Origin of the sequence: Pectinatus haikarae, assembly GCF_015732185.1 — a bacterium.
GTDB lineage: Bacteria > Bacillota > Negativicutes > Selenomonadales > Selenomonadaceae > Pectinatus > Pectinatus haikarae.
In genome coordinates this window covers 356,778-378,382 of record NZ_WIQM01000016.1, presented here as the reverse complement: position 1 = coordinate 378,382, position 21,605 = coordinate 356,778, and the positions used below count along the sequence as shown (strand labels likewise).

The 21,605-nt window shown below is 39.8% G+C and carries 20 protein-coding genes; 9 read left to right on the top strand and 11 right to left on the bottom strand.

Going from position 1 to position 21,605, the window contains the following annotated elements:
- Positions 1-4: 4 nt before the first annotated feature.
- From I6758_RS12370 to I6758_RS12360, 3 genes are all read right to left on the bottom strand, one after another.
- Positions 5-961 carry a sugar ABC transporter substrate-binding protein gene (locus tag I6758_RS12370; RefSeq protein WP_196605567.1) on the bottom strand — a complete coding sequence of 319 codons (957 nt, stop codon included), beginning with the start codon at positions 959-961 and terminating at the stop codon, positions 5-7.
- Between the two features lie 113 nt (positions 962-1,074).
- Positions 1,075-2,169: an alcohol dehydrogenase catalytic domain-containing protein gene (locus I6758_RS12365; RefSeq protein ID WP_196605566.1), complete on the bottom strand. Its 1,095-nt coding sequence runs from the start codon at positions 2,167-2,169 to the stop codon at positions 1,075-1,077.
- 145 nt (positions 2,170-2,314) lie between these two features.
- On the bottom strand, positions 2,315-3,829 hold the full coding sequence (locus I6758_RS12360; protein ID WP_196605565.1) for a CoA-acylating methylmalonate-semialdehyde dehydrogenase: 1,515 nt from the start codon (positions 3,827-3,829) through the stop codon (positions 2,315-2,317).
- A gap of 280 nt (positions 3,830-4,109) precedes the next feature.
- On the opposite strand from I6758_RS12360, the gene I6758_RS12355 reads away from it, so the two are divergent.
- The 4 genes from I6758_RS12355 (at position 4,110) to I6758_RS12340 (ending at position 9,608) form a co-directional block, all read left to right on the top strand.
- Positions 4,110-4,421 carry a PTS lactose/cellobiose transporter subunit IIA gene (locus I6758_RS12355; protein ID WP_196605564.1) on the top strand — a complete coding sequence of 104 codons (312 nt, stop codon included), beginning with the start codon at positions 4,110-4,112 and terminating at the stop codon, positions 4,419-4,421.
- 73 nt (positions 4,422-4,494) lie between these two features.
- Positions 4,495-5,529 (top strand): inositol 2-dehydrogenase, encoded by a 1,035-nt coding sequence (iolG, locus tag I6758_RS12350; protein WP_196605563.1) that lies wholly within the window; start codon positions 4,495-4,497, stop codon positions 5,527-5,529.
- 310 nt (positions 5,530-5,839) lie between these two features.
- The gene (locus I6758_RS12345; RefSeq protein WP_196605562.1) at positions 5,840-6,772 is read left to right on the top strand and encodes a sensor domain-containing diguanylate cyclase; all 933 of its coding nucleotides are present in this window, start codon (positions 5,840-5,842) and stop codon (positions 6,770-6,772) included.
- Positions 6,773-6,890: 118 nt separating this feature from the next.
- Entirely contained in the window at positions 6,891-9,608 is a 2,718-nt protein-coding gene (locus I6758_RS12340; RefSeq protein ID WP_196605561.1) for a sigma-54-dependent transcriptional regulator, read from the top strand.
- A gap of 102 nt (positions 9,609-9,710) precedes the next feature.
- Here I6758_RS12340 and I6758_RS12335 read toward each other — a convergent pair whose 3' ends face one another.
- A complete protein-coding gene (locus I6758_RS12335) occupies positions 9,711-10,076 on the bottom strand; it encodes a YezD family protein (protein WP_196605560.1) in 366 nt (121 codons plus the stop codon).
- 310 nt (positions 10,077-10,386) lie between these two features.
- Here I6758_RS12335 and I6758_RS12330 point away from each other — a divergent pair, with 310 nt between their 5' ends.
- Positions 10,387-10,596 carry a hypothetical protein gene (locus I6758_RS12330; protein WP_196605559.1) on the top strand — a complete coding sequence of 70 codons (210 nt, stop codon included), beginning with the start codon at positions 10,387-10,389 and terminating at the stop codon, positions 10,594-10,596.
- A gap of 63 nt (positions 10,597-10,659) precedes the next feature.
- Here I6758_RS12330 and I6758_RS12325 read toward each other — a convergent pair whose 3' ends face one another.
- Both I6758_RS12325 and I6758_RS12320 read right to left on the bottom strand, forming a co-directional pair.
- Positions 10,660-11,397, bottom strand: a complete 738-nt coding sequence (locus tag I6758_RS12325; RefSeq protein WP_196605558.1) for an NADPH-dependent oxidoreductase — start codon at positions 11,395-11,397, stop codon at positions 10,660-10,662.
- 22 nt (positions 11,398-11,419) lie between these two features.
- Positions 11,420-12,046: an NAD(P)-dependent oxidoreductase gene (locus I6758_RS12320; protein ID WP_196605557.1), complete on the bottom strand. Its 627-nt coding sequence runs from the start codon at positions 12,044-12,046 to the stop codon at positions 11,420-11,422.
- 140 nt (positions 12,047-12,186) lie between these two features.
- Here I6758_RS12320 and I6758_RS12315 point away from each other — a divergent pair, with 140 nt between their 5' ends.
- The gene (locus tag I6758_RS12315; protein WP_196605556.1) at positions 12,187-12,534 is read left to right on the top strand and encodes a winged helix-turn-helix transcriptional regulator; all 348 of its coding nucleotides are present in this window, start codon (positions 12,187-12,189) and stop codon (positions 12,532-12,534) included.
- 131 nt (positions 12,535-12,665) lie between these two features.
- On the opposite strand, the gene I6758_RS12310 is transcribed toward I6758_RS12315, so the two are convergent.
- Entirely contained in the window at positions 12,666-13,574 is a 909-nt protein-coding gene (locus tag I6758_RS12310; protein ID WP_231038658.1) for a DMT family transporter, read from the bottom strand.
- A gap of 362 nt (positions 13,575-13,936) precedes the next feature.
- Here I6758_RS12310 and I6758_RS12305 point away from each other — a divergent pair, with 362 nt between their 5' ends.
- The 3 genes from I6758_RS12305 to I6758_RS12295 all read left to right on the top strand — a co-directional run bounded on the left by I6758_RS12305 (position 13,937) and on the right by I6758_RS12295 (position 15,971).
- Positions 13,937-14,275, top strand: coding sequence for a DMT family transporter (locus tag I6758_RS12305; RefSeq protein WP_196605555.1), 339 nt, complete (start codon positions 13,937-13,939; stop codon positions 14,273-14,275).
- The gene (locus tag I6758_RS12300; protein WP_269140353.1) at positions 14,268-14,588 is read left to right on the top strand and encodes an SMR family transporter; all 321 of its coding nucleotides are present in this window, start codon (positions 14,268-14,270) and stop codon (positions 14,586-14,588) included. The genes I6758_RS12305 and I6758_RS12300 overlap by 8 nt, the downstream gene beginning before the upstream one ends.
- A 384-nt stretch (positions 14,589-14,972) precedes the next feature.
- The gene (locus I6758_RS12295) at positions 14,973-15,971 is read left to right on the top strand and encodes a methyl-accepting chemotaxis protein (protein WP_196605553.1); all 999 of its coding nucleotides are present in this window, start codon (positions 14,973-14,975) and stop codon (positions 15,969-15,971) included.
- Between the two features lie 72 nt (positions 15,972-16,043).
- On the opposite strand, the gene I6758_RS12290 is transcribed toward I6758_RS12295, so the two are convergent.
- Genes I6758_RS12290 through I6758_RS12275 form a run of 4 tightly spaced genes read right to left on the bottom strand, consistent with a single transcriptional unit; the run spans position 16,044 to position 21,591 of the window.
- Complete coding sequence (locus I6758_RS12290) at positions 16,044-17,360, bottom strand: O-acetylhomoserine aminocarboxypropyltransferase/cysteine synthase family protein (RefSeq protein WP_196605552.1); 1,317 nt, start codon at positions 17,358-17,360, stop codon at positions 16,044-16,046.
- A gap of 36 nt (positions 17,361-17,396) precedes the next feature.
- Positions 17,397-18,737, bottom strand: coding sequence for a nitrogenase component 1 (locus I6758_RS12285; RefSeq protein ID WP_196605551.1), 1,341 nt, complete (start codon positions 18,735-18,737; stop codon positions 17,397-17,399).
- Positions 18,738-18,740: 3 nt separating this feature from the next.
- Positions 18,741-20,213 carry a nitrogenase component 1 gene (locus I6758_RS12280; protein WP_196605550.1) on the bottom strand — a complete coding sequence of 491 codons (1,473 nt, stop codon included), beginning with the start codon at positions 20,211-20,213 and terminating at the stop codon, positions 18,741-18,743.
- 19 nt (positions 20,214-20,232) lie between these two features.
- Entirely contained in the window at positions 20,233-21,591 is a 1,359-nt protein-coding gene (locus I6758_RS12275) for a nitrogenase component 1 (protein ID WP_196605549.1), read from the bottom strand.
- Between the last annotated feature and the right edge of the window lie 14 nt (positions 21,592-21,605).

Here is a 21,605-nt window from a genome sequence, read left to right as displayed (position 1 = left end):
CTCCTCACTTTAAGAACTCATTAAGATTTTCTTTCGTAATTGAAGTAAAGGGAATCATATTTTCTTTTGGAGGAGTCTTTCCTTCCTTTATCATCTCTACCAGTTTAAAACTTTCCTGTGCTTGCTTTACACCATCCTGTTTTACTGACTGGGCCATAAGTCCTTCTGAAATGGCTTTTAAGGCTTCACTTGTACCATCAACACCGGAAACAGCTACACCCTGGCGTCCTGCAGCCTGCATAGCTTTTATGGCACCCAGTGCCATTTGATCATTGCCTGAGACAACAGCATCAAAATGAGGAAATATCTGCAGCCATACTGACATTATTTTCATACCTTCGGCCTTGTCATAATTGCCGTCAAGATTACTTAAAACTTGTATATCCGGCCTCTGCTTTAAACATGCATCGGAGAAACCGGTCCATCTTTGCTGAGCGCTTTCCTGCGAGCGTGTCCCCTCTAAGTATAAGATTTTGGCGTTGGGAGGCAAAGCTTTGATCATATACTGTCCTTGCAGCACGCCGGCTTCATAGTTTTTTGAAGCCGCAAGTATGTAATTGCCTCCTTTGGGTGCTCTGTTAACTGCTATGACCGGTATTCCTGCCGCGTTGGCTTTTTCTATAACAGGGACAACAGCTTCCAGATCGACGGCATTAATGCAGATTACGTTTACCTTTTCAGCTATGAATTGATTCATTTGATCTATCTGCAGATTTACATCTGATTTTCCGTCGGCAAATTTAACCTCTATTCCTGTATCTTTTTTGGCTGATTCATTAAAACCTGCTTTGATGGTAGCCAGAAAATTATCCGAATCAGATGAATTCAGATAAGCGACGATAAATTTTCCGTTTGCTGTAGAGCCGCCGTATTGAAATTTTCCAAATATAAAACCTGCAATAGCGATTGCCAAAATCAAAACACCAAAAATAATAACAGAGTTCCTTTTCCGCACATTCATCAATCCCTTCTGTTTGTATAATCATTTACAATAATAATACTGCAAATAATTATTAGTATATTGAAAATAATTAGTATTTTTAATATATTATCTGACTAAGATCATAGATAGAATCAGACAATAATCTTTGCACTGGAATAATTCTTTATATCTTCCTGTAAATCCTCCATATCCGGCACAACAATAACTTTTAGTCCGTCGTGTGCCCGGACAATATCAAAACCACTGTCTATTTTGCTGAGGGAGACAATGTGCGTAATAATTTTTTTGATATTAATTTTTCCGTCTGTGATCAAATTCAGTGCCGCTTCATTATGTCTGGGTGCAGAGGAAAATACTCCGTACAGAGTTATCTGACGATAATGAACAATATTAAGATCCAGTTTGTTTTTTGATTTATCGTAAGGAAAACCGCTGAACAGGCATACTCTCCCCATGTGCGATGCCATATTTACTCCCATTTCCACTGCTTGTGCTGAACTTACTGTTACAATGACGACATTCGCGCCTTTTCCATCAGTCATATCATTTACTGCTTTTATTCCATCTTCGGCTGATAGATCAATATAGGCATCATAATGAAATGATTCTGCTAGTTTTAAGCGTTTCGAGCTCCTGTTGATAAGCAGAATTTTTTTTGCACCGCTTAGTCTGGCAGTTTCTGCGTGCAAAAGACCGATAGGGCCTGCGCCAATCACGGCAACCGTGTCGTCGGGACCGATATTCAGATTTTCCTGACCGTTTATCACACAGGCCAAAGGTTCTGATAAAGAGGCTTCAAGATAATCAATATTTTTTGGTATGATATTTATGTTGCCTCCGTATATCGCTTGAGCGGGTATTTTTATATATTCCGCAAATCCTCCATTATAATGACTGGCTATTTTCCTGACGTCATTGCAATGGTTCTGTTGACCTGTTCTGCAAAATATACATCGTCCGCATCCTATTGCAGGAGATACGATTACTCTTTGGCCCAGATTATATTCTGTTCCCCGTAAGGTTTTATCAACTATTTCACCGGCAATCTCATGCCCCAGCACTACAGGCGGTACGACGGAACGACTTCCATATAAAAGAGTTCTCAGGTCGCTGCTGCAAATACCGCAGGCCTGTACTTTCAACAACAGTTCGTTGTTTTCCAATATTGGCAAGTCAACGTTTTTTTCTTTCATAGTGCCATTGCCTTCATAAATGACTGCCTTCAAATAAAACACCTTCTATGTATAAATATTAATATTTTATTGAGTTCTATATTACAGAAAAATTACGTTCAATAAAATCAAAATTTCATCGAACGTAATTTTTCAGCAATATCAAATTGAAAAATTTATTTAATGATAAGCAGACTGCTCAGATAGTTCCGTCCCATGTGGAAACTTCTTTTTCCTTTTTTGCTTCTTCGTCAAACCAGCGGGAAGTTACAACTTTGCTTTCTGTATAGAATCTGACTCCGTCACGGCCCAGACAGTGAAGATCACCAAAGAAGGACTGTTTATGTCCGTTGAAGGGGAACATCCCGACCGGCACAGGGATACCGACATTTATTCCAACCATGCCGCCGTCTGTGCGCCGGGCAAATTCTCTTGCGAAGTGGCCATTCTGGGTGAAAATGGCAGAACCATTGGCAAAAGGATTATTATTCATTATTGCCAGGCCTTCTTCAAAATCTTTACACCGTTTTATGCACAGAACAGGACCAAAAATTTCTCTTTGTCCGACAGTCATTTTATCCGTTACGTGATCTAAGACCGTGGGGCCAAGATAAAATCCTTTTTCATAGCCCGGTACGGTGACATTTCGTCCATCGAGGACCATCTTTGCTCCTTCGTCAAGACCCTTTTCTATCCATTGAATAATATGCTGACGGTGTTTTTCGTCTATAACAGGTCCAAGCTTACTGGTTTTGTCATAGGCGGGACCGATTTTCATTTTTTTCGCTTTTTCTGCTATTGATTCGACTAATTTGTCAGCTATGCTTGACTGTACTACTACCACAGGCAGAGCCATACAACGTTCGCCTGCACAGCCGTATGCTGCGTTGATGATGCTTGCTGCCGTTCTTTCAATAGGGGCGTCTTCCAGGACAAGAGCATGATTTTTTGCTTCACACAGCGCCTGAACACGTTTGCCGGATTTTGCGGCTTCTGAGTAAATATGAAGTCCCACTCCAGTTGTACCGACAAAAGTAATTCCTTTTATGTCAGGGTGAGAAAGAAGCATTTCGGCTTCATTGCGCGTACAGGGAACTATATTTACCACGCCGTCGGGAATGCCGGCTTCTTTGTATAATTCGGCTATTCTTAAAGAAGTCATCGGGGTGTTGCTGGAAACTTTTAATACTATTGTATTACCGCAGGCAACACACATTGGTGTCATCCAGCCCATTGGAATCATTGCAGGAAAATTGAACGGAGCAATACCGGCAAAAACACCTAATGGTTCGCGATAACGAATAGTATCATAACCTCGGGACGCGTCGAATAATGCTTCCCCTTCACTGGCAAGAAGTGAAGGAATGCCGCAGGCTAATTCGGTAGGCTCAATCGCTTTGAGTACATCCCCTTTTGCTTCCGACCAGCATTTGCCATTTTCTTTGGCAACCAGCATGGTCAACTCATCCAAGTGACTGTCAAGTAATTGTTTAACTTTGAACATGATGGCTGCTCTTTTCGATGGAGCTGTCATCGACCAGGAGATAAATGCTTTCTTTGCCGCAGACACTGCCTCGTTTACTTCATCTTCTGTGCAGCAGGGCATTTGCGCTAGTACATTACCTGTGCTCGGATCGTAAACATCAACTATTTTGGTTGATACGGAATCTTTAAATTGACCATCTACAAAATATTTTAGTCTTTGTGTTGACATTTTTAGGACCTCCCGTAAATTTATGAATAAAATCATCTACAAGTATATAATTATTACATATAAATGACTGTACTATGAAATCTATATAGTTATATTATAATAATATTATGATGATTTTATGATAATAATATTATTATATAAACGTTATTTAGTCAATTGTTTTATTTCAAAATATTATTATTTTTATTGACAATTACTATATATAATGCTATTTTATATTCAATAGTTAATCATTATTTAACCAAAAATAAAATATTTAATCAAGGAGATGAGTTGAATTATGTCCAATATTACACAAATGGCATATAGTATGATTGCTTCTGCAGGTGATGCGCAAGCTTTACAGTTCAAAGCTCTGGAAGATGCAAAAAAAGCTGATTTTGGAGCTGCTGAAAAAATTTTGGGAGAAGCTGATGAGTTACTTCTCAAAGCGCATGAATTGCAGACAAATCTTATTAAAGATGAAGCGAATGGAGTTAAAAATGAACTGTCCGTACTGCTGATACATGCACAAGGGTATGTGAATAATGCTATACTTAATAAAAAACTGATAGAACAAATGATCGATATCTATCGTGAACTGCGCACGTAACAGAGTTGTCAGCGAGATATATTGAAAATTGTTTCTGAAAAAGATTCTAAAATTTATTAATCAGGTGATATAAATGGTAAATATTGGTATTATTGGCATAGGACGTATTGGCCGAGTTCATGGAGAAAGTATTACCAAATTTGTAAAAAACGCGAAAATAAAAGCTGTTGCGGACCCGTTTTTAAATGATAATGGTAAAAAATGGGCTGCATCATTGGGGATTGAAAATGTTTACACAGATTATAAAAAGATATTGGCAGATGCTGAAATAAATGCAGTTCTTATCTGCTCATCAACGGATACGCATTCCCCCATATCTATTGAAGCGATAAATGCGGGAAAACACGTATTTTGTGAAAAGCCTATTGACCATGATGTGAAAAAAATAAGAAAAGTATTGGATACTGTGGAAAAATCGGGATTGAAATATCAAGTAGGATTTAATCGCCGTTTCGATCATAATTTTAGAGCAATAAAAGATGCAGTAGAAGCAGGGAAGATCGGTAAGCAGCAGATAATAAAAATAACGTCTCGTGATCCGGAAGCTCCTCCTATAGAGTATGTGAAAGTATCGGGCGGTATTTTTCTGGATATGACGATACATGATTTTGATATGGTCCGTTATTTATCTGGCAGTGAAGTGGAAGAAGTATTTGCTGTCGGCTCTGTGACAGTTGATCCTGAAATCGGCAAAGCAGGTGATATAGATACAGCTGTAATTACGATGAAACTGGCAAATGGTGCCACCGCAGTGATTGATAATTGCCGTCAGGCTGTCTATGGATATGATCAGCGGGCTGAAGTGTTTGGTACAAAAGGTGCGATCTCCATCGGTAATGACAGCAATTCTTCAGCTGTCATAAGCAATCAGGATGGTGTATTAAGTGAAAAGCCAATGTATTTTTTCCTCGAACGGTATATGCTGGCATATGCTGCTGAAATAAATTCATTTGTTGATGCAATATGTAATGACACACCAACGGCAGTAAATGCAAATGATGGTTTGCAGCCGGTTCTTATAGGACTTGCCGCAAAAAAATCGGTCGAAAAAAACAGACCTGTCAGTATTGCAGAAATTAAAAAGGACTTTTCATTGGTCTTGGATTAAGCAAATTTGTGAAGCATTAATTGCGGTTTATTCAGTCAAATAATGATATTTAAATCTGAGCATAACAAAAAACTGTCGAGTTACAGAACGACAGTTTTTTGTTATGCTCAGATTTAAATATCTGTTTGCTCAAGGTACAGAAAATCTTAGTTTTATTATTCTGGAGTATTTGCGCGATTCACTCTGCAAGGCAGTACCGAAGATGTGAAGAATAACAGTTTCATTATAATAGCCATTGCTTAGAGTCATTCGAAAGTATTATAATCGTCTTATAACGTTTTCTAATAAATTATTGAAAGCTGGTGACTGGATGGTGAGCCTGGGGGCGGATAAGTATAAAAATAAAAAAAACTTAATTGAAGTGGGCGGAGAAATTATCACACTCGAACAGTTATTTGCGGCTATTCCTGTATCGGTCGTGCTGGTAGATAGAAAAGGAGACCATATATTAAACAGCCAGGCATTGGTAGCTGTTAATAATCCTAAGGTCCAAGATCTGGCGGGGCGTAAGGTCTCTGAAATGAGTCCGGAAGGCGCACAAAATATAGAACGTGACTTTAAACTTTTTGATCAGAATAAAACGGTCCCGACACACGAATTAGTTATCAATGATAAAATTTATAAAGTAAGTGTCACACCTCTGCGAAATGAATCGGGTTATGCATTTGCAGAATTAGTAGTATTGACGGATATTACAGAAAACAAAGATACTGAACATAAACTCGCTGAATTGAATAAGAAATTGAAATATTTGGCTTCGCGCGATGGGTTGACAAATCTGCTTAATAAGAGTTCTTATTGTCAAATATGCAATAAATTGATAAATCTGGCACGACGGGAAAATACTCCGTTCTCTGTCATGTTTATTGATATAGATTATTTTAAAAAAGTAAACGATACATATGGACATGCAGTCGGTGACATAGTTTTAAAGAGAGTGGCAGAATGTATAGTAGAAAATTGCAGAAAAAGTGATATTGTAGGCAGAGTCGGCGGAGAAGAAATTGCAGTCTATTTGCCGCAGACTGATTGCTATGGTGCAGTTGCCCTGGCGGAAAAAATACGAACATACATTGAGCAATCAAAGTTTGATGCGGAAGAAATAATTGTTACTGTTACTGTCAGTATCGGTATTTCTGCCAACAAGCCGCATCATAAAACAATAGAGGACATTAAAAAAGATGCGGATGCGGCAATGTATATGGCGAAAAGTAATGGACGCAATAGAATTGAATATTTATAGATAAAACTTTTATCAAAATGTTGATGAAATTTTTTGCAGGTCATTTTACATTAAACAACTTATTTCACGGTGTTTATTTTGGAAGAAGGCACAAAATAATTATATTGGAGTTTACATTATGAAACGTATCGAACGAATTTATGCCTATATGAGACAGCTTTATGAAACGGGTGCATTGAGGGAGAGAGGACTAACAGCTGTTCAGATCGCGCAGCATTTAAATATTCTGCGCAGCAATGTAAGTCGTGAGCTGAATGAACTTTATAGACAAAAAAAAATAGAAAAATCAAGGGGAAGACCTGTATTATATTTCTATAATGACGGTAAAGTAAAAGATTCTCTGAAAAAAATAAAAGTAAAGGGGAATGATGAACGGACCAATGTATTCAGTAAGTTTGTGGGAGCAAGCCTGAATGCACAGATTGATCAAGCCAAAGCAGCTATAATATATCCACCTGACGGGCTCCACACTCTTATTTTGGGACAGACCGGTGTGGGAAAAACTTTGTTCGCCCACATGATGTTTGAATATGGAAGAGAGGCAGGGCGATTTAAGCAGAATGCCCCTTTTGTAACATTCAACTGCGCTGATTATTACAATAATTCTCAACTTTTGATATCACATATTTTTGGTCACATTAAAGGTGCTTTTACCGGAGCGGATACCAGTGCTGTCGGTTTGATGGAATCAGCTGATGAGGGCGTACTTTTCCTTGACGAAGTTCATCGCCTGCCGCCGGAGGGGCAGGAAATGATATTCTATTTTATGGATACGGGCACCTTCAACAGATTGGGAGAAACAAAGCGGGAAAGAAAAGCACGTGTGCTTATTGTCTGCGCGACAACAGAAGATCCCGATTCTGTGCTGACGAGAACATTCAAACGGAGAATACCGAATATTATTGAAATACCACCGTTATCTGAACGGCCTATAGAAGAAAAGCTGGAAATTACAAAGCTGCTGTTCTTAAAAGAATCGCGCTGCATAAAAAGACCGATAAAGGTAAGCGGTGACGCAATAAAGGCTTTGATCGGAAATATAGGCCCGGGAAATGTCGGACAGCTTGAATCCAACATAAGGCTGTTATGCGCGCAAGGGCTGCTCAATATAAAAAACCGCAAATATATAGAAATAGATTATCATATACTGCCGCAGCAAATAAAGTCCGGTATATTGGCTATGAGCACTAAAAGACAGGATATGGCCGCTATTTCGGCGACAATAGGCAATGAGTTTTATGTTACTCCTGACAGCAAGGGAAAACTGCCTAAAGAGGCTGAAGATGAGAAATTCAATCTTTATCAAATGGTAGAAAATAAGGTGAAAATTTTAAAGGGTGAAGGAATTGCGGATGATGTAGTGCAGCAGGTAATGATCGCTGATGTTAATGCGTATTTAAAGGATTTTTATATAAAACAAAAACAGAATGTTACATTATCCGTGCATGACCGTCTTTTGAAAATAATCGATGCGGATATGGTGGATTTTACGCAGCAGGTAGCTGATATAGTGGCTGATAAAATAAATCTGATATCTAAGGAAAGATTTTTATATGCGTTTGGCTTGCATTTAAGTGCTTTATTTGCTCGTAATAAAGAAAAAAAGCAATTTCGTAATTCTTTGTCAGGGGTGGTAAATACTTCTACGTTGGAGTTCGAGCTGGCACAGGAAATCAAAAAAATGATTGAAGATCATTATAATATCAAGATCGCTGTCTCAGAAACGGAATATTTTGCTATGCTTTTACAGTCTTTAAAGCAGGAAGATATAACGGATAAAATTGTTATTGCTGTTGCGATGCATGGAAATTATACAGCCAGTTCTGTTTGTGATGTTGCCCGCAAATTATTCAGTGCAACAAAAGTGAAGCTTGTTGCGTTTGATATGCCCCTTGAATGCCGGCCTAATGAAATGCTTGACCGCATAGTAGAAAAATTGCGGCATATCAATTGCAGTCAGGGGCTGCTGCTTATGGCGGATATGGGATCCTTATGCAATTTTGGGCCGCTGATACAGGAAAAGCTTAATATATCGGTAATGACTATCAGCATGGTTACTACTCCGTTGGTATTGGAAGCAATGCGCAAAGTGGATATGGCAGGAATTACGCTGCAGGCGGTTTGTGATTCATTGAAATCTTTCGGCGGGTATGATGACAGTACCATTCTGTCAAACAATGAAAAAAACGACATAATAGTTACTATTTGCAGCTCCGGTGAGGGAACTGCCGAAAAACTCAAACAGATGATCCGGGATATTTTACTCAATGCAGGAATTATGCATGTTAAAATAATACCCATAAGCATATATGATATGAAGGAAAATATAAAAAAATTATCGGAGAAATATAATATACTGGCTTCAGTCGGTATTATGGATCCACAGATAGAGGCTCCCTTTATTCCCTTGGAAACGATATTGAGCGGCAAGGATAACGCGTTGTTATGCCAGCTGCCGGGGACTGGTTTTGTTCCGCAGGGTACAGAAAATGGCAATGTGGTCCTGCGTCATTTATGCGCTGATTCATTGAATGAAATACTTTTATATCTGAATCCGGATAAAGTAATTAATTTATTGATGGAATTTACTGAAAAACTGGAGAAAAGTTTTGGCACGGAGTTTTCAAATGCTCAAAAATTGAAGATAGTTGTTCATACAGGGTGTGCGCTGGAACGGCAGGTGACACATAACGATATAAAATATAACAGCGATCTCGCGGGAACGATCGACCCGTTAAAATTGGCTAAGGTGAAGGAAGCATCGCTTGTATTTGGGAGAATACTTCGAATTGATCTGAACAATGATGAACTGTCTTATATTGCGTCCATGATATAATATCGATATCTTCTTGGACCGTCTTGGACATGGATGAATTTGCTATATATAAAGGAAGCCGTCGGCTGTTCAGCCGACGGCTTCCTTTATATATAGCAAATTTTAAATACCTTCGCCGTCCATTCCTGTAAAACCCTGAAAACGATGCTTTTCCGTTCGTTCAACCTGTACTACTCGCCCGGATTTTATTATTATGACGATATTTCCATATTCCAAGCTGCTAAACTCCTGCTGAATTTTTTTACATATAGAATCATAGTTTGTAAGAGTAGCCTTTGCAGCGTACTGATCATATTTGGCGATATCAGCCAAACGAATCTTTTCGTTTCTTTCCACTTGAATCAAGCAGGAATTCTGCACTATTAAGGTAATTTCTCCGTGAAAAACGTCCTTCAGCAGTTTTGTAATAATTTTCATAGTACCGCTATTTATTTTTGATAATGCCGTTGTATTTTTAGCAATTGCCATTTTATTCTCTCCGTTTGAATCAACAATATATTATAAATAATATATGATCAAATTAATATGGGTAATTATAATAAATTATATAAATTTTGTCAATGTTTACTAATGCTTATTTTTGGGTAACCAAAAATAATAAATTCATAAAAATAGATTAAGTTTTGAAGATGATGCACATGTATCAGGTAAATAAATTATAAAGAATGTACACAGATAAAATAGTTTCTGTCATAGTTTTGTCATAATTTATTGCTACCATTATTTTAGGAAAAGTTATTATTTACTTTCTTCATCTAAATTGGCGGGAGGTTTTATTATGAAGAGTAAAAAAATGTTAATTTCTTTATCTGCTGCGCTGGCAATAACAGCTTTTTCATTTACGGCGTTTGCAGCAGCCGAGTCCGGTACAGATGCAAATAATGCTGCTGTTTCATCTGCAGCTGCATCAGATCAGGGCAGCCAGTTCTGCGGCGGATACGGCAGAGCAGGTGGGGATAAAGATGGTGTCTATAATTGTTGGGATTGATTTTTCTGATATGACAAAAAAGGAGCCGTTTGGGCTCCTTTTTTGTTCAAATTATTATTTTATTTATTTATCGTTTAAAAAACCTTGCTTTTTCATTGTCGGATAAACTTGGGGAAAGTAGACCTGCTTATAGGCACCGGTTACCTGTGAACTCCAGTCAGTTTGTTTGTCGCCGCGCTCTTTGTAATAGTCTTCCATTTTTTTATCGTATTCGTCAATGGCATTTTGTACACCGTCTTTCTGATATACTTCCTCATGAACAAATGTACCGGACGGAAAGCGCGGTTTTAAAGCGGATGGATCGGCAGGATAACCGATGACAAGTCCGACTAACGGATAAGTATATGGGGGAAGTTCAAGCAGGTTGATCATTTGTGCGGGATCACGCCGCACTGCGCCGATAGGAACAATGCCCAATCCCAGTGACTCCGCTGCGATGATCGCTGCTCCCATAGCTATGCCCGCATCGACAGCACCTACCAATGTTCCTTCCACGCTTTCATGAATCACTTGCCTTTGTCCGTTCTTCCTGCAAGCCAAATCTGAGCGATAAAAATCGGCAGTAAAAATGACTAAAACGGGAGCCTGCGCTATCCAGGGCTGATCACCGGTAAGGTGAGCAATTTTTTGGCGTTTATTTTTATCCTTTATCACGATAAGTGAAAGCTGCTGCCCGTTTATGGATGTCGGCATAGACTGAGCTGCCTGTAAAATTTCATTCAGCACCGCGTCAGGAATTGGTTTGTCCAGATAATGACGTATAGAGCGATGATTTTTTATAGTTTCAATAACATCCTTCATAATGGACACGTCCTTTTAATACTTATTTACCAACAACAGAGATTCTCTGCCGTATATGGTTGCCCTTCACAGCTTCATCAATCATGGCAATGGCATAATCAGCATAGCTTAAAATACTTTCGCCTTTAGAATTAACGGTAAATTCTTCGCCTGCTAAAATATAACTGCCGGTTCGCGCACCATCATAACGAAAATCAGCTGCGGGACTTATGAAAGTCCAGTTCACATCACTTATCTTACGCAGATTGTCCAGGGCTTGACTCATGCTTGAAGCTACAGGTTTGAAAGAATCAGGAAAATCCGGTGCGTCGATAAGCTTTAAAGTATGCTCAGCATTGGTATAAAGACTGCCTGCCCCGCCGATAATGAGCAGACGATTAGGCTTTTCCTTTAGAACATCAGCCAGATGCTTTAGGGACGTTATATGCTGTGCAGCATTTTCCGAGGTGGTGCCGACTGCGTCAATGATCACATCAAAGGCTTTTAAATCATCATAGCTTAAATCAAATAAGTCCTTTTGTATTGCCTTAACAGCGTCACTTTTGTTTTCATGGCGAACGATTGCTGTGACATCAAGGTCTCTGCTCAGAGCTTCTTTCACAATTAAGCGTCCGGCCTTTCCGTTGGCACCGATAATACCGATTTTCATGATAATACCTCCAATTAAAATTGTGTTTTTTCTTCTATAGGTTTATAATACAGCCATAAGGAATAATAGTAAAGTAAGCACCTTAGAGTAACATAGTTACTAAAATGAAACTATTAATAACTGCAAGGAGAAAAACGGTTATGAAAAAAATATTACCGGCTTGTCCGGTAGAAACTACTTTAATGCTGATAAGCGACCGTTGGAAAATTCTAATAATACGTGATCTTTTAAGCGGTACAAAAAGATTTGGTCAGTTGAAAAAATCTATTGGCAATATATCGCAAAAAGTATTAACGGCAAACTTGCGGTCCATGGAAGAAACAGGACTTGTCAATCGTAAGGTTTTTGCCGAAGTGCCGCCGCATGTTGAATATACTCTTACAGAAACAGGTTATAGTCTTGATCCTGTCCTAAAGGCTATGTATAACTGGGGAGAAGAATATAAATGGAGAGTTAATTCAGACGGCGCTTTGACGCCGCCTGAATAGTAGTCAAAATTATCCAGGGACTTAGCCGCTCTTTACTCACCGCTTGCAGAAGCGGGAGTATTAGAGCGGGTTAGTCATCGGATAAAAATAAAATGGCATGAAGTTACAGAAATAGGCCCTGAAAGCGAGGCTTATTTTTTTTTTGACGCAAAATAATTTGCACCGGCTACTCCTATTAGAATAGGGAAGGAACCAATTACTTGATAATAATGAAACGGTTCTTGTAAAAAAACAACTCCTGCTGCTATTGTTATCAAAGTACCGAGATTCGCAAATAAGCTCATTTTTGAAGCATCTATTTTGCCAAGTGCGTAATTGGACAGAAAAGCACTGGTGAACGAAGATAGAATACCAAGATATAAAATGGCAAAGAAAAAATATTTATCCCTAAAAGGGGAAAAATAAGAAACCGGCGTATTATTCAGGGTATGTTGAATCAAAGCGGCGCAGTTGAATATTACCATGCCAAAAGCTGTCATGAAGTAAGTAAGAACAGTGGCAGAATATTTTTTTATCAGGTTTTTGGCTAAAACATTGTAGGCCGCTGCGGCCAATGTTGAAAGAAAAATAAGGATAATGCCCAGGGTATTGCCGTTTTGCTCTCTATTTCCGCTCATGATAAATATATATATTACGCCGGACACGGATAACAGCGTAAAGAGATTTTCGCGCATAGATGAATATTCTTTAAGGAAGATTATAGCCAGCAGAAGGGTAAGAATAGGAACACAAGCCTGAATTATTCCCGCCTCGGCAGATGTTGAGTATGCAAGACCAAAGGCTTGAAAGAAGAAAAATAAAACAGGATAAAGAAGTGACAATGGCAATATAGAAAAAAAATCTTTTACACCAATATGGATTTTTTTCCTGCTGAATAGAAAAATAAGAGAACCTGTCAGAAAAGCGATGGAAAAGCGGTCAGCCAATATATCCACCGGGGCTGCAGTACGCAGCGCTATTTTTACGAACATGAACGAAAGTCCTATGATCAGTGTATATATGAGCGCAGCTGTATAAGCTTTAAATTTTGCATTCATCATGTAATGGCCTCCATCTGATGTAAACTTATGGGTAATATATTTTTCCCGCTGTCTGCGAGCGACAGAAGAAAAATTTGTCTAACTGTATAAGAATCAATATTCTTTTAACTTATATTTTAATATAATAAAATAATATATACAAATAAAATAATATATACACTATTCAGGCTTTATAAAGGAGCAAACAAGAGCAGATGAGCGGAGATATAAGGAAACATGCAGCCAGAGGCATAAAACATTGATAGTCCGGAATAGGTACAGAAGATTGATCGTTAATCCTGTTGGACAGTACATAGTTTAGTGTGATACTATATATATGTAAAGAATAGTGATTGTATTGATAATGTAAGGGGTTCGATATTATGAAGCAATGGTATGCACTGATATTTGCTGTCATTGCGGAAGTTTCAGGTACTACGATAATGAAAAAATTTGGCAATGATGAATCGATTATGATGTATTGCATTATTTTTTCTTTTATAGGTATCTCCTATTTCCTTCTGGCCAAGGCTGTGACAAGGATACCTATGAGCACAGCATATGCTTTTTGGGAGGGCGTCGGTCTTGCCGCTATAACCTTTATTGGCTGGTCTGTATTTGAAGAAAAGCTGCCAATTGCTAAAATAGTGGGTTTTTCAGCAATTTTTATTGGTATCATTTTGCTGAATTTTGGTACCGTATGCGGTGAAAAACATGAATAAGGGCATTATATTTTTGATAGGAGCGGTAATAATGGATATTGCAGCCAATATATTGCTGAAAAATTCGGCCGGTTTTAAACGTAAATTATATGGATTTTTTGCTGTCATCTGCATATTTACCGCGTTTTTTCTATTGGCTCAGGCTGTAAAAACAATGGATATCAGTATTGCTTATGCATTATGGGGAGCTGCGGGAATGCTTATTACCGGTATTCTTGACGTTATGTTTTACCACGTAAAATTAAAGAGCAGCGCTTTGCTGGGGTTGTTGTGCATGATAATCGGCATCGTAATCATTCAGACAATGGATTGAGTAATTTATAGGGAGTTTTGGTAAGGAATATTGCTGCGGCAAAATATAATTCGAAGCTTTCGAAAAGTAAATTTAAAAACATACTGGTGGTAAGCTGCCCTCCATAAGCTGGACTGGAATCCAACTTATGGAGGGCAATTTTTGCAGGAAAAATCCCAGTGAAAATAGTATTAATGATATTTATTTGTATTGATATATTTGTCTAAATAAGTATAATATAATATTTATTAAAATATTTATTGATTTTGAAAAAAAATTCCTTTATACTTCTATATTTAGAAGGGATTTTGCATATAAATTCCTCTGCAAAAAGCATCAATGTAAATATTATATAGATTGGATTATTCATCGAAAAATCGGTATTTTGCAAAAGGGGCAATTTGAATGGAAAATGATAAGGTAATCGATTCATCTATTTTGCTGACAGAATTGAAAGAAGCAACACAGAAAATGGGAAAGGTGAATAAATCTATTCAAAGTATAGCAAAACAGACCAATCTGCTGTCGCTTAATTCTGCAATAGAAGCAGCAAGGGCCGGTGAGGCAGGACGAGGATTCAGCGTTGTAGCGGAAGAAATAAAAAAACTTGCCACAAAGAGTCTTGGATCGACTAAAGAAAGTGATACTATTATTCAAAATATAGTAAATAAAGCTAATGAGGTAATGGGTGTTCGTACAGCCGATGTAGCTTATGATGTTATGGATAAAATAGAACGAAATCTTTTTGAACGGAACTGCGATGCACAGGCCTGGGCTGAATTCGTACCGGTAAAGCTTTGTCTGTCTGACGGCAGTCCGGATATTATCCAGAGCGGCTGCACATTTTTAAAAAATATTGTGGATATTTATGAGGTTTATCTCGATCTTTACATATTGGATTTAGATGGAAAAATTATTGCCGCAGCCGTTAATCAAAGTTCTATAGGGAAGGATATGCATACGCATGAATGGTTCAGCGACGCAAAGAAACTGAATAAGATATCGGCCTCAGAGCTATATATATCTTCTACAGCTGACAGTCCGACAGTTGCGTATACTTCGCCTGTTTTAGATGACAAAGGTAACCTGATAGGCTATTTTTCTTCACGTTTCAATTGGAATTATATTTATGATATAGTAGATTCTGCTAAAATCGGGACTTCGGCACAAATTTACGTGGTTAATGCAGACGGTATTGTTATTGCAGCAAAAGATCATTCCAATGTTCTGAAAAATAGCTTGAAAAGCATACCGGCAGTGAATAAAGCTATTTCCGGTGAAACGTATGGTTATCATATAGAAGACAGCAAAGGCCGTTCAGAAATATTTGGCTATGCGCATTCTCGCGGTTATAATGCCTATAAGGGAAAGGGCTGGTCTTGTATAGTCAGTGAAATGCTTTAAAGAAATATATATGACTGACATAAATCTTGAAAAATAATGGACCGTTCCCAATTCTTCATTGGGAACGGTCCATTATTTTTCAGCCGTTTTAAATGCAGTATGAAATGCTTGTGTCAGGTCATTTATGAGATCTTCAGGATCTTCAAGACCGATAGAAAGGCGAATCAGGTTTTCGGGAATATCAGCCGCTGCTTTTTCATGCGGTTCTAATTCACCGTGTGTCGTTTGGGGTGAATTTACCAGCAGAGAGCGTACATCACCGATATTGACGTGGTAATGAAATAATTTGATGCTGTCGATGAATATTTCTAACTGTTTTGGGGTGCCCTTGAAGCCAAAAGCCAATAGGCCGCCTACACCTTTTGGAAAATATTTTTCAGATAATTTGTGGTAGGGGCTGTTTGGCAGAGAAGCGTAGCGCACCCATTCGGTATGTTCGTTTTCTGCCAGAAAAGCGGCAATTTTTTCCGCATTTTTTGTCTGCCGGGAAACACGCACCGATAATGTTTCCAGTCCCAGCAGTACAAGATAGGCATCAAACGGTGAGAGTGCCGCTCCGAGATATGCCAGATAATGACGTCTTATCTGAAAGCAAAACGGCGCATCAGGGAAAACTTCCAGAAAACTGCGCGGCTTATTGTTTTCATCACGCAGTGTCCAGTGTTTTTTGGCAAAATAGGGGAATTTACCACTGTTCCAGTCAAAGGTGCCGCTTTCCAGGATAAGTCCTGCAATAACATTTCCATGCCCGCTCAGTGCCTTGGTTGCCGAGTAGACTACGATATCGGCTCCATGTTTAAGAGGATTGAGCAGATATGGCGTGGCAACTGTATTATCGACTACCAGCGGTATTTTATTGTCGTGTGCGATTTTTGCCAAAGCCTCAATATCCAGAAGAACACCGTTGGGGTTGCTGATGCTTTCAATATATATTGCTTTGGTGTCAGGCGTTATTTCCTGTGCCAGTTTTTCCGGGGATTCGATATTTTTTGCTATATTTATATTGACATGAAATCTCGGAAATATTTTTTTAAAACTGTCTGCCGTTCCTCCGTAAAGATAAGGTGTCGTAAGAATGCTTCCGCCTTCTTCAGTAAGACTGAGCAATGTATAAGCGATTGCCGCCATGCCGGAACCGACAGCGAGAGCTCCTGAAGCTCCGTCAAGAATTTTTATCCGTTCTTCGAGCACCGTTCCTGTATAATTGCCGACACGTGAATAAACACATCTGGCCTCTTTGAATTGAAATAGATTTCGTGCATCCTGTACACTGGCAAAATCATAGGCTGCCGACTGATATATAGGCGGTGATACCGCATAATTATGTTCCTTTGCATTATAACCGGCATGTATCTGTGCTGTTTCAAATCCATAATCTGGTGCAGTCAAATTAAACATCTCCTTTAAATGATGAGCTTTATATCATTATCTGTAACTTGCCAGGACGGTATTGAATATGTCTTCCATTACTCTGAGGCCGCCGTGAAAACCTGCGTACCCCGTACTTAAAACCAGCCGATAAGGTGACGGTACGGAGGCGGATATAAAATCAAATCCTTTTTCCCGGGACAATTCCTTATCCCAGCCGCTGCCGATAAGAAGCCCTCTGCCTTCATGCACAATATTTCTGACAATATCCTGGACTTTCCCCGCATCCGGTTCAAAAGTCAGAGGAACAATTTTTTTTGCCGATATGCTTTGCAGATCTTCGCGTATGCTTTGTTGAAATTTTTCCGGGGTATTGTCGACTATGAATTGTTCTTTAGGAACGATGCCCGTTTCGTGCAGCAAGAATTTTGCCAGACCGGTGACATATCCTGCGTCATGGATAATATGAACATAACTCGGCAGTCCATAACGGAATTCCAGCAAAAATGTTGCCAAATTATCAAGCTCTTCGTAATATGCCGCGCTCGCGCGTTTTATAAAATTTTCTGCTTTAGGATAGTCCAGCCGAACATTCAGTCCTTCCGCAAATTTCAGGACACCGTGCAGAAATTTTTCTGTTTCATTTGCTCCTATCGGTATATGGGGAAATTTGAAGAATGGCTGTTCATATATATTTTCGAGGTGTTCAACAATGCTTTGTCCGTACCAGGGTGAGATAAGCACATTAAAATTTGCCCGCGGTATCTGTTGCCATTCCGCAACGCCGTCTGATTCAGGTCCGAATAAGACATGTACTTTGAATCCCAGCTGTTCCAGAAGATATTTGTAAGTCCTGAGATTGCCTTTCCAAAATTGATCCTGATAGGGTATTGAGGCAAATAGGTTGATTGTCTTCTTTTCGCTTCTCACAGGATTGTCGTTAATGAATATATTTGTATACTGATCGATTATTGCCTTTACCACATCGCTGTGCGCCACAAAATTATTGCTTTTGAAACCTGCTGTTTCCACTGTAACTATTGGCCGGCCCGCTTCACGGAATTCATCGGCAAGGCTGTCTATATCATCACCTACGATGCCAGCCGTGCAGCCGGTCAAAATAACCTGCAGATCACTGTTCAGTATCTTATAAGAGTTGGCGATTATTTTGCGGAGCTTCTCAATTCCGCCGAAAACAACTTCGCTTTCACTGAAATTAGTACACGGAGAGGTGCTTCCTCCGGCATATCCCGTAGAACGTTCAAAGAAACCTCTGACCATCATACCGCAGCCGGGACCGGAATGCAGTATCGGCAGCGCTTTAGGTATTGCAACGACACTTTGCAGTGCGCCTATAGCACAGGTATAGCGCTCTTGTTCAATCATCTTGCCTGCCATCCATTATCCCTCTCCCTTTAAAAATGTATATGGTTTTTGTTCCAGCCACCAGCTTGTATAAGGATTGATCGTATGTTTTTCGAGATTCTTTACAAATTCATCATTTTCGATAACCTCTATGAGTCGGTTCCCGTATCTGATAAGCCCTTCATAACCCATACTGAAATGCTCATCACCTATAAGCAGCGACGGTATGCCGAACTTTGCGCCCCAGAGTGTCATACCGCCGTGTCTGGCCAGCAATACATCCGGTTTTAAATGATGCAGCATATTCACAAGCTCAAATTCCTGTTTATCACAGACATTGTAGTTTGGAATGTTGCCATAATCGCGCACAGTCTGCGCCAGGGCATCAGCTTCATCAGTATTGCTGTCATAGACGGGATCGTGATGAAATATTGCCGCCCCCACAGCTCTCAACCCTAATTCTCTCAATACAGAAAGCAAAGCATGGCCGTGTGCCGCACCGGCGGTAACATAAGCAAGCTTGCCTTTTAATTTTTCTCTTATTTTTTCCAGCTGCGGCAGATATTCTGCTTTTTTTTGCACTATAAGCTGCTCGGCAATTTCTTCCTTTCCTAGGATCCTTCCCAGTTCACGGAACCATCTGTCAGTTTGTGCTACGCCATAAGGAGGTGGTGTTTTAAGTTCAGGAACACCAAATTCCTGTTCCAATGCTGCGCCGAGATAAGAACCCAGTGTGGGGCAGGCTTGGATGGTGACAGCTGCTTCGGAGGAATGGGAAAGGCTGTCTATCGTCGAATAGGGTGTTATATAGTTTGGTTTTGCGCCAAAAGCGGCAAACCATTGTGTAAATACATCGCTTCCCCAGAAATTGATGACATTGATGATATCTTTTCTGTGCACCTCCGCCGGTTTTATTAATTTGCGCGCTATGCCGTGATAGCCGGCATCGAAACCGCTGGTCCATACTTTTGAACGGAAACCCTCACAAAAAATAGCTATAATTGGGATACCGAGTTCTTTTTCTGCCTCATCAGTCACACTTTCTATATCATCGCCTATGATGGCTGCGGCACAGGTAGACAGGACAAAAATTGCCTTTGCCTGTGTTCTTTTATATACACTTCTGATTGATTCGGCCAGCTTGTCGCCGCCCCCGTATACTGTTTCTTCTTCACCTATATTTGTAGAAAATATCCTTCGCTGAGTGGGGCGGGCCACATTGCGCAATGGCGCATTTACTCGGTAGGTGAAGGCAAATTCATGCAGACAGGAAGCGCAGCCGACAGGACCGTGGCAGATGACCGCGGCATCCTGTATCAATGTCACCATACATGCCGCCTTGCTTATAGAGCAGTCTAAGCATTGGCTGAATGACCGTTTTTGATCGCATAACTTACCGCTGCCGGAGCATTTTACCAGTTCTTCCGCATTTCCCTGAAAGCCCGTTATGGAGCCAAGACGATTTTCCCTGACTTCAACTTCCGGCATATTAAGATTTATTTTTTTCATGTCAAGCTCTCCCCCGCATTTATGCCGATTTGCTTATAACAGTAGTGAATATTTTTTCTAAAAGGCTGAGAGCACCTCGGTAACCAACATATTTTTTATTCAGAACAACTTCATAGGATGCAGGAAATCCCACTTCTACTATGCTGCCGCCCAGTTTTTTTGTTGTATCACGTTCCCATGTAGTGCCGAATATTATAGGCGGACGGTGGCCGTAGTTTACATTTTCCAATAACGCGTTGATTTCATAGCCATCTTCCAGAAAAACTACCTCTGCAGAAACATCGGTATCCAGTTTTTGATACTCCGCACTGATAGCCGGGCGGTATCGTTCAGGCGGATTATCTGTAATAATTTGCTTTGCCGGAATCAGTCCCAGCTGTTTTACCAGAAATTTATTTATAGCCAGATTATAGGCACTGTCACCGATAACCGCATAGGAAGAAGGCAGCCCCCACCAGTATTCCGCATAAAAGTCTGTAAAATGTTCCAGATAGTAGTAGTATTCCTTTTCTTCAGCAGCAATGAATTCTTCCGCTTTTTGTTTATTATGATCTGCAAAATTTACTACTTTTCGGAGAAATTCGGCAGTCTGATCGGCACCTATGGGTAAAACGGGAATATGCAGGTATGGCTGATCATATTTTTCCTCCAGATATTTTGCGGTAGAAAGGCCCAGCCATGGAGAAATTACCAAATTAAACTGGGCTTTTGGTATGTTTTTCCATTCTTCTACGCCTTCAGAATTGTTGCCGAAAAGAATGTTTACACGGAAGCCTGCTCCCTGAAGAATTCTTTTTAATTCGGCAAGATCTCCCCGCCAAAAAGTATTTTGGAAGGGAAGTTCTGACCACACGTTTATAAGACCTTTTTGCTTTTGGGAATGCGCCGCCGTGTATTTATCAACGAACTGCTCGATTATTGCCTTCACTACTATTTCATGACCAATAAAATTATTGCCCTTGAAGCCTCCTGTTTCTGCGTTTACGATAGGAATGCCTTGCTTTTGAAATTGGTCGACTACGGCACCCACATCATCACCGACCAGCTCACCAATACAGCCGTTTAATACAACGAACAGATCAGCTTTGAGGATTTTGAGACTGGCTTCGATCAATTCCTGCAGGCGTTTGGCTCCGCCGAAAACAACATCATTTTCCTGCAGATTGGTGCTGGGAATGACTGCACCGCCGGAATAGCCGCCGCCCTGAAAGCCGTTGTAAAAGCCGAGGCTCATGTACTGCTTGTCAACACAACCGGGACCGCAGTGAGCGATCGGCATGGCCCCGGGGATAGCCGAAACGGAATGAAAGGCGCCCAGAGCGCAGCCGTAACGGACCTGATTGATGGAATTGTTTTTTTTATTTTTGCATATATCCATATTTAAACCTCTCT

Coding starts and splice junctions, on each gene's coding strand:
- I6758_RS12370 (WP_196605567.1), bottom strand. CDS start 961: ATGAATGTGCGGAAAAGGAACTCTGTTATTATTTTTGGTGTTTTGATT.
- I6758_RS12360 (WP_196605565.1), bottom strand. CDS start 3,829: ATGTCAACACAAAGACTAAAATATTTTGTAGATGGTCAATTTAAAGAT.
- I6758_RS12355 (WP_196605564.1), top strand. CDS start 4,110: ATGTCCAATATTACACAAATGGCATATAGTATGATTGCTTCTGCAGGT.
- iolG (WP_196605563.1), top strand. CDS start 4,495: ATGGTAAATATTGGTATTATTGGCATAGGACGTATTGGCCGAGTTCAT.
- I6758_RS12345 (WP_196605562.1), top strand. CDS start 5,840: ATGGTGAGCCTGGGGGCGGATAAGTATAAAAATAAAAAAAACTTAATT.
- I6758_RS12340 (WP_196605561.1), top strand. CDS start 6,891: ATGAAACGTATCGAACGAATTTATGCCTATATGAGACAGCTTTATGAA.
- I6758_RS12335 (WP_196605560.1), bottom strand. CDS start 10,076: ATGGCAATTGCTAAAAATACAACGGCATTATCAAAAATAAATAGCGGT.
- I6758_RS12330 (WP_196605559.1), top strand. CDS start 10,387: ATGAAGAGTAAAAAAATGTTAATTTCTTTATCTGCTGCGCTGGCAATA.
- I6758_RS12325 (WP_196605558.1), bottom strand. CDS start 11,397: ATGAAGGATGTTATTGAAACTATAAAAAATCATCGCTCTATACGTCAT.
- I6758_RS12320 (WP_196605557.1), bottom strand. CDS start 12,046: ATGAAAATCGGTATTATCGGTGCCAACGGAAAGGCCGGACGCTTAATT.
- I6758_RS12315 (WP_196605556.1), top strand. CDS start 12,187: ATGAAAAAAATATTACCGGCTTGTCCGGTAGAAACTACTTTAATGCTG.
- I6758_RS12310 (WP_231038658.1), bottom strand. CDS start 13,574: ATGATGAATGCAAAATTTAAAGCTTATACAGCTGCGCTCATATATACA.
- I6758_RS12305 (WP_196605555.1), top strand. CDS start 13,937: ATGAAGCAATGGTATGCACTGATATTTGCTGTCATTGCGGAAGTTTCA.
- I6758_RS12300 (WP_269140353.1), top strand. CDS start 14,268: ATGAATAAGGGCATTATATTTTTGATAGGAGCGGTAATAATGGATATT.
- I6758_RS12295 (WP_196605553.1), top strand. CDS start 14,973: ATGGAAAATGATAAGGTAATCGATTCATCTATTTTGCTGACAGAATTG.
- I6758_RS12285 (WP_196605551.1), bottom strand. CDS start 18,737: ATGGCAGGCAAGATGATTGAACAAGAGCGCTATACCTGTGCTATAGGC.
- I6758_RS12280 (WP_196605550.1), bottom strand. CDS start 20,213: ATGAAAAAAATAAATCTTAATATGCCGGAAGTTGAAGTCAGGGAAAAT.
- I6758_RS12275 (WP_196605549.1), bottom strand. CDS start 21,591: ATGGATATATGCAAAAATAAAAAAAACAATTCCATCAATCAGGTCCGT.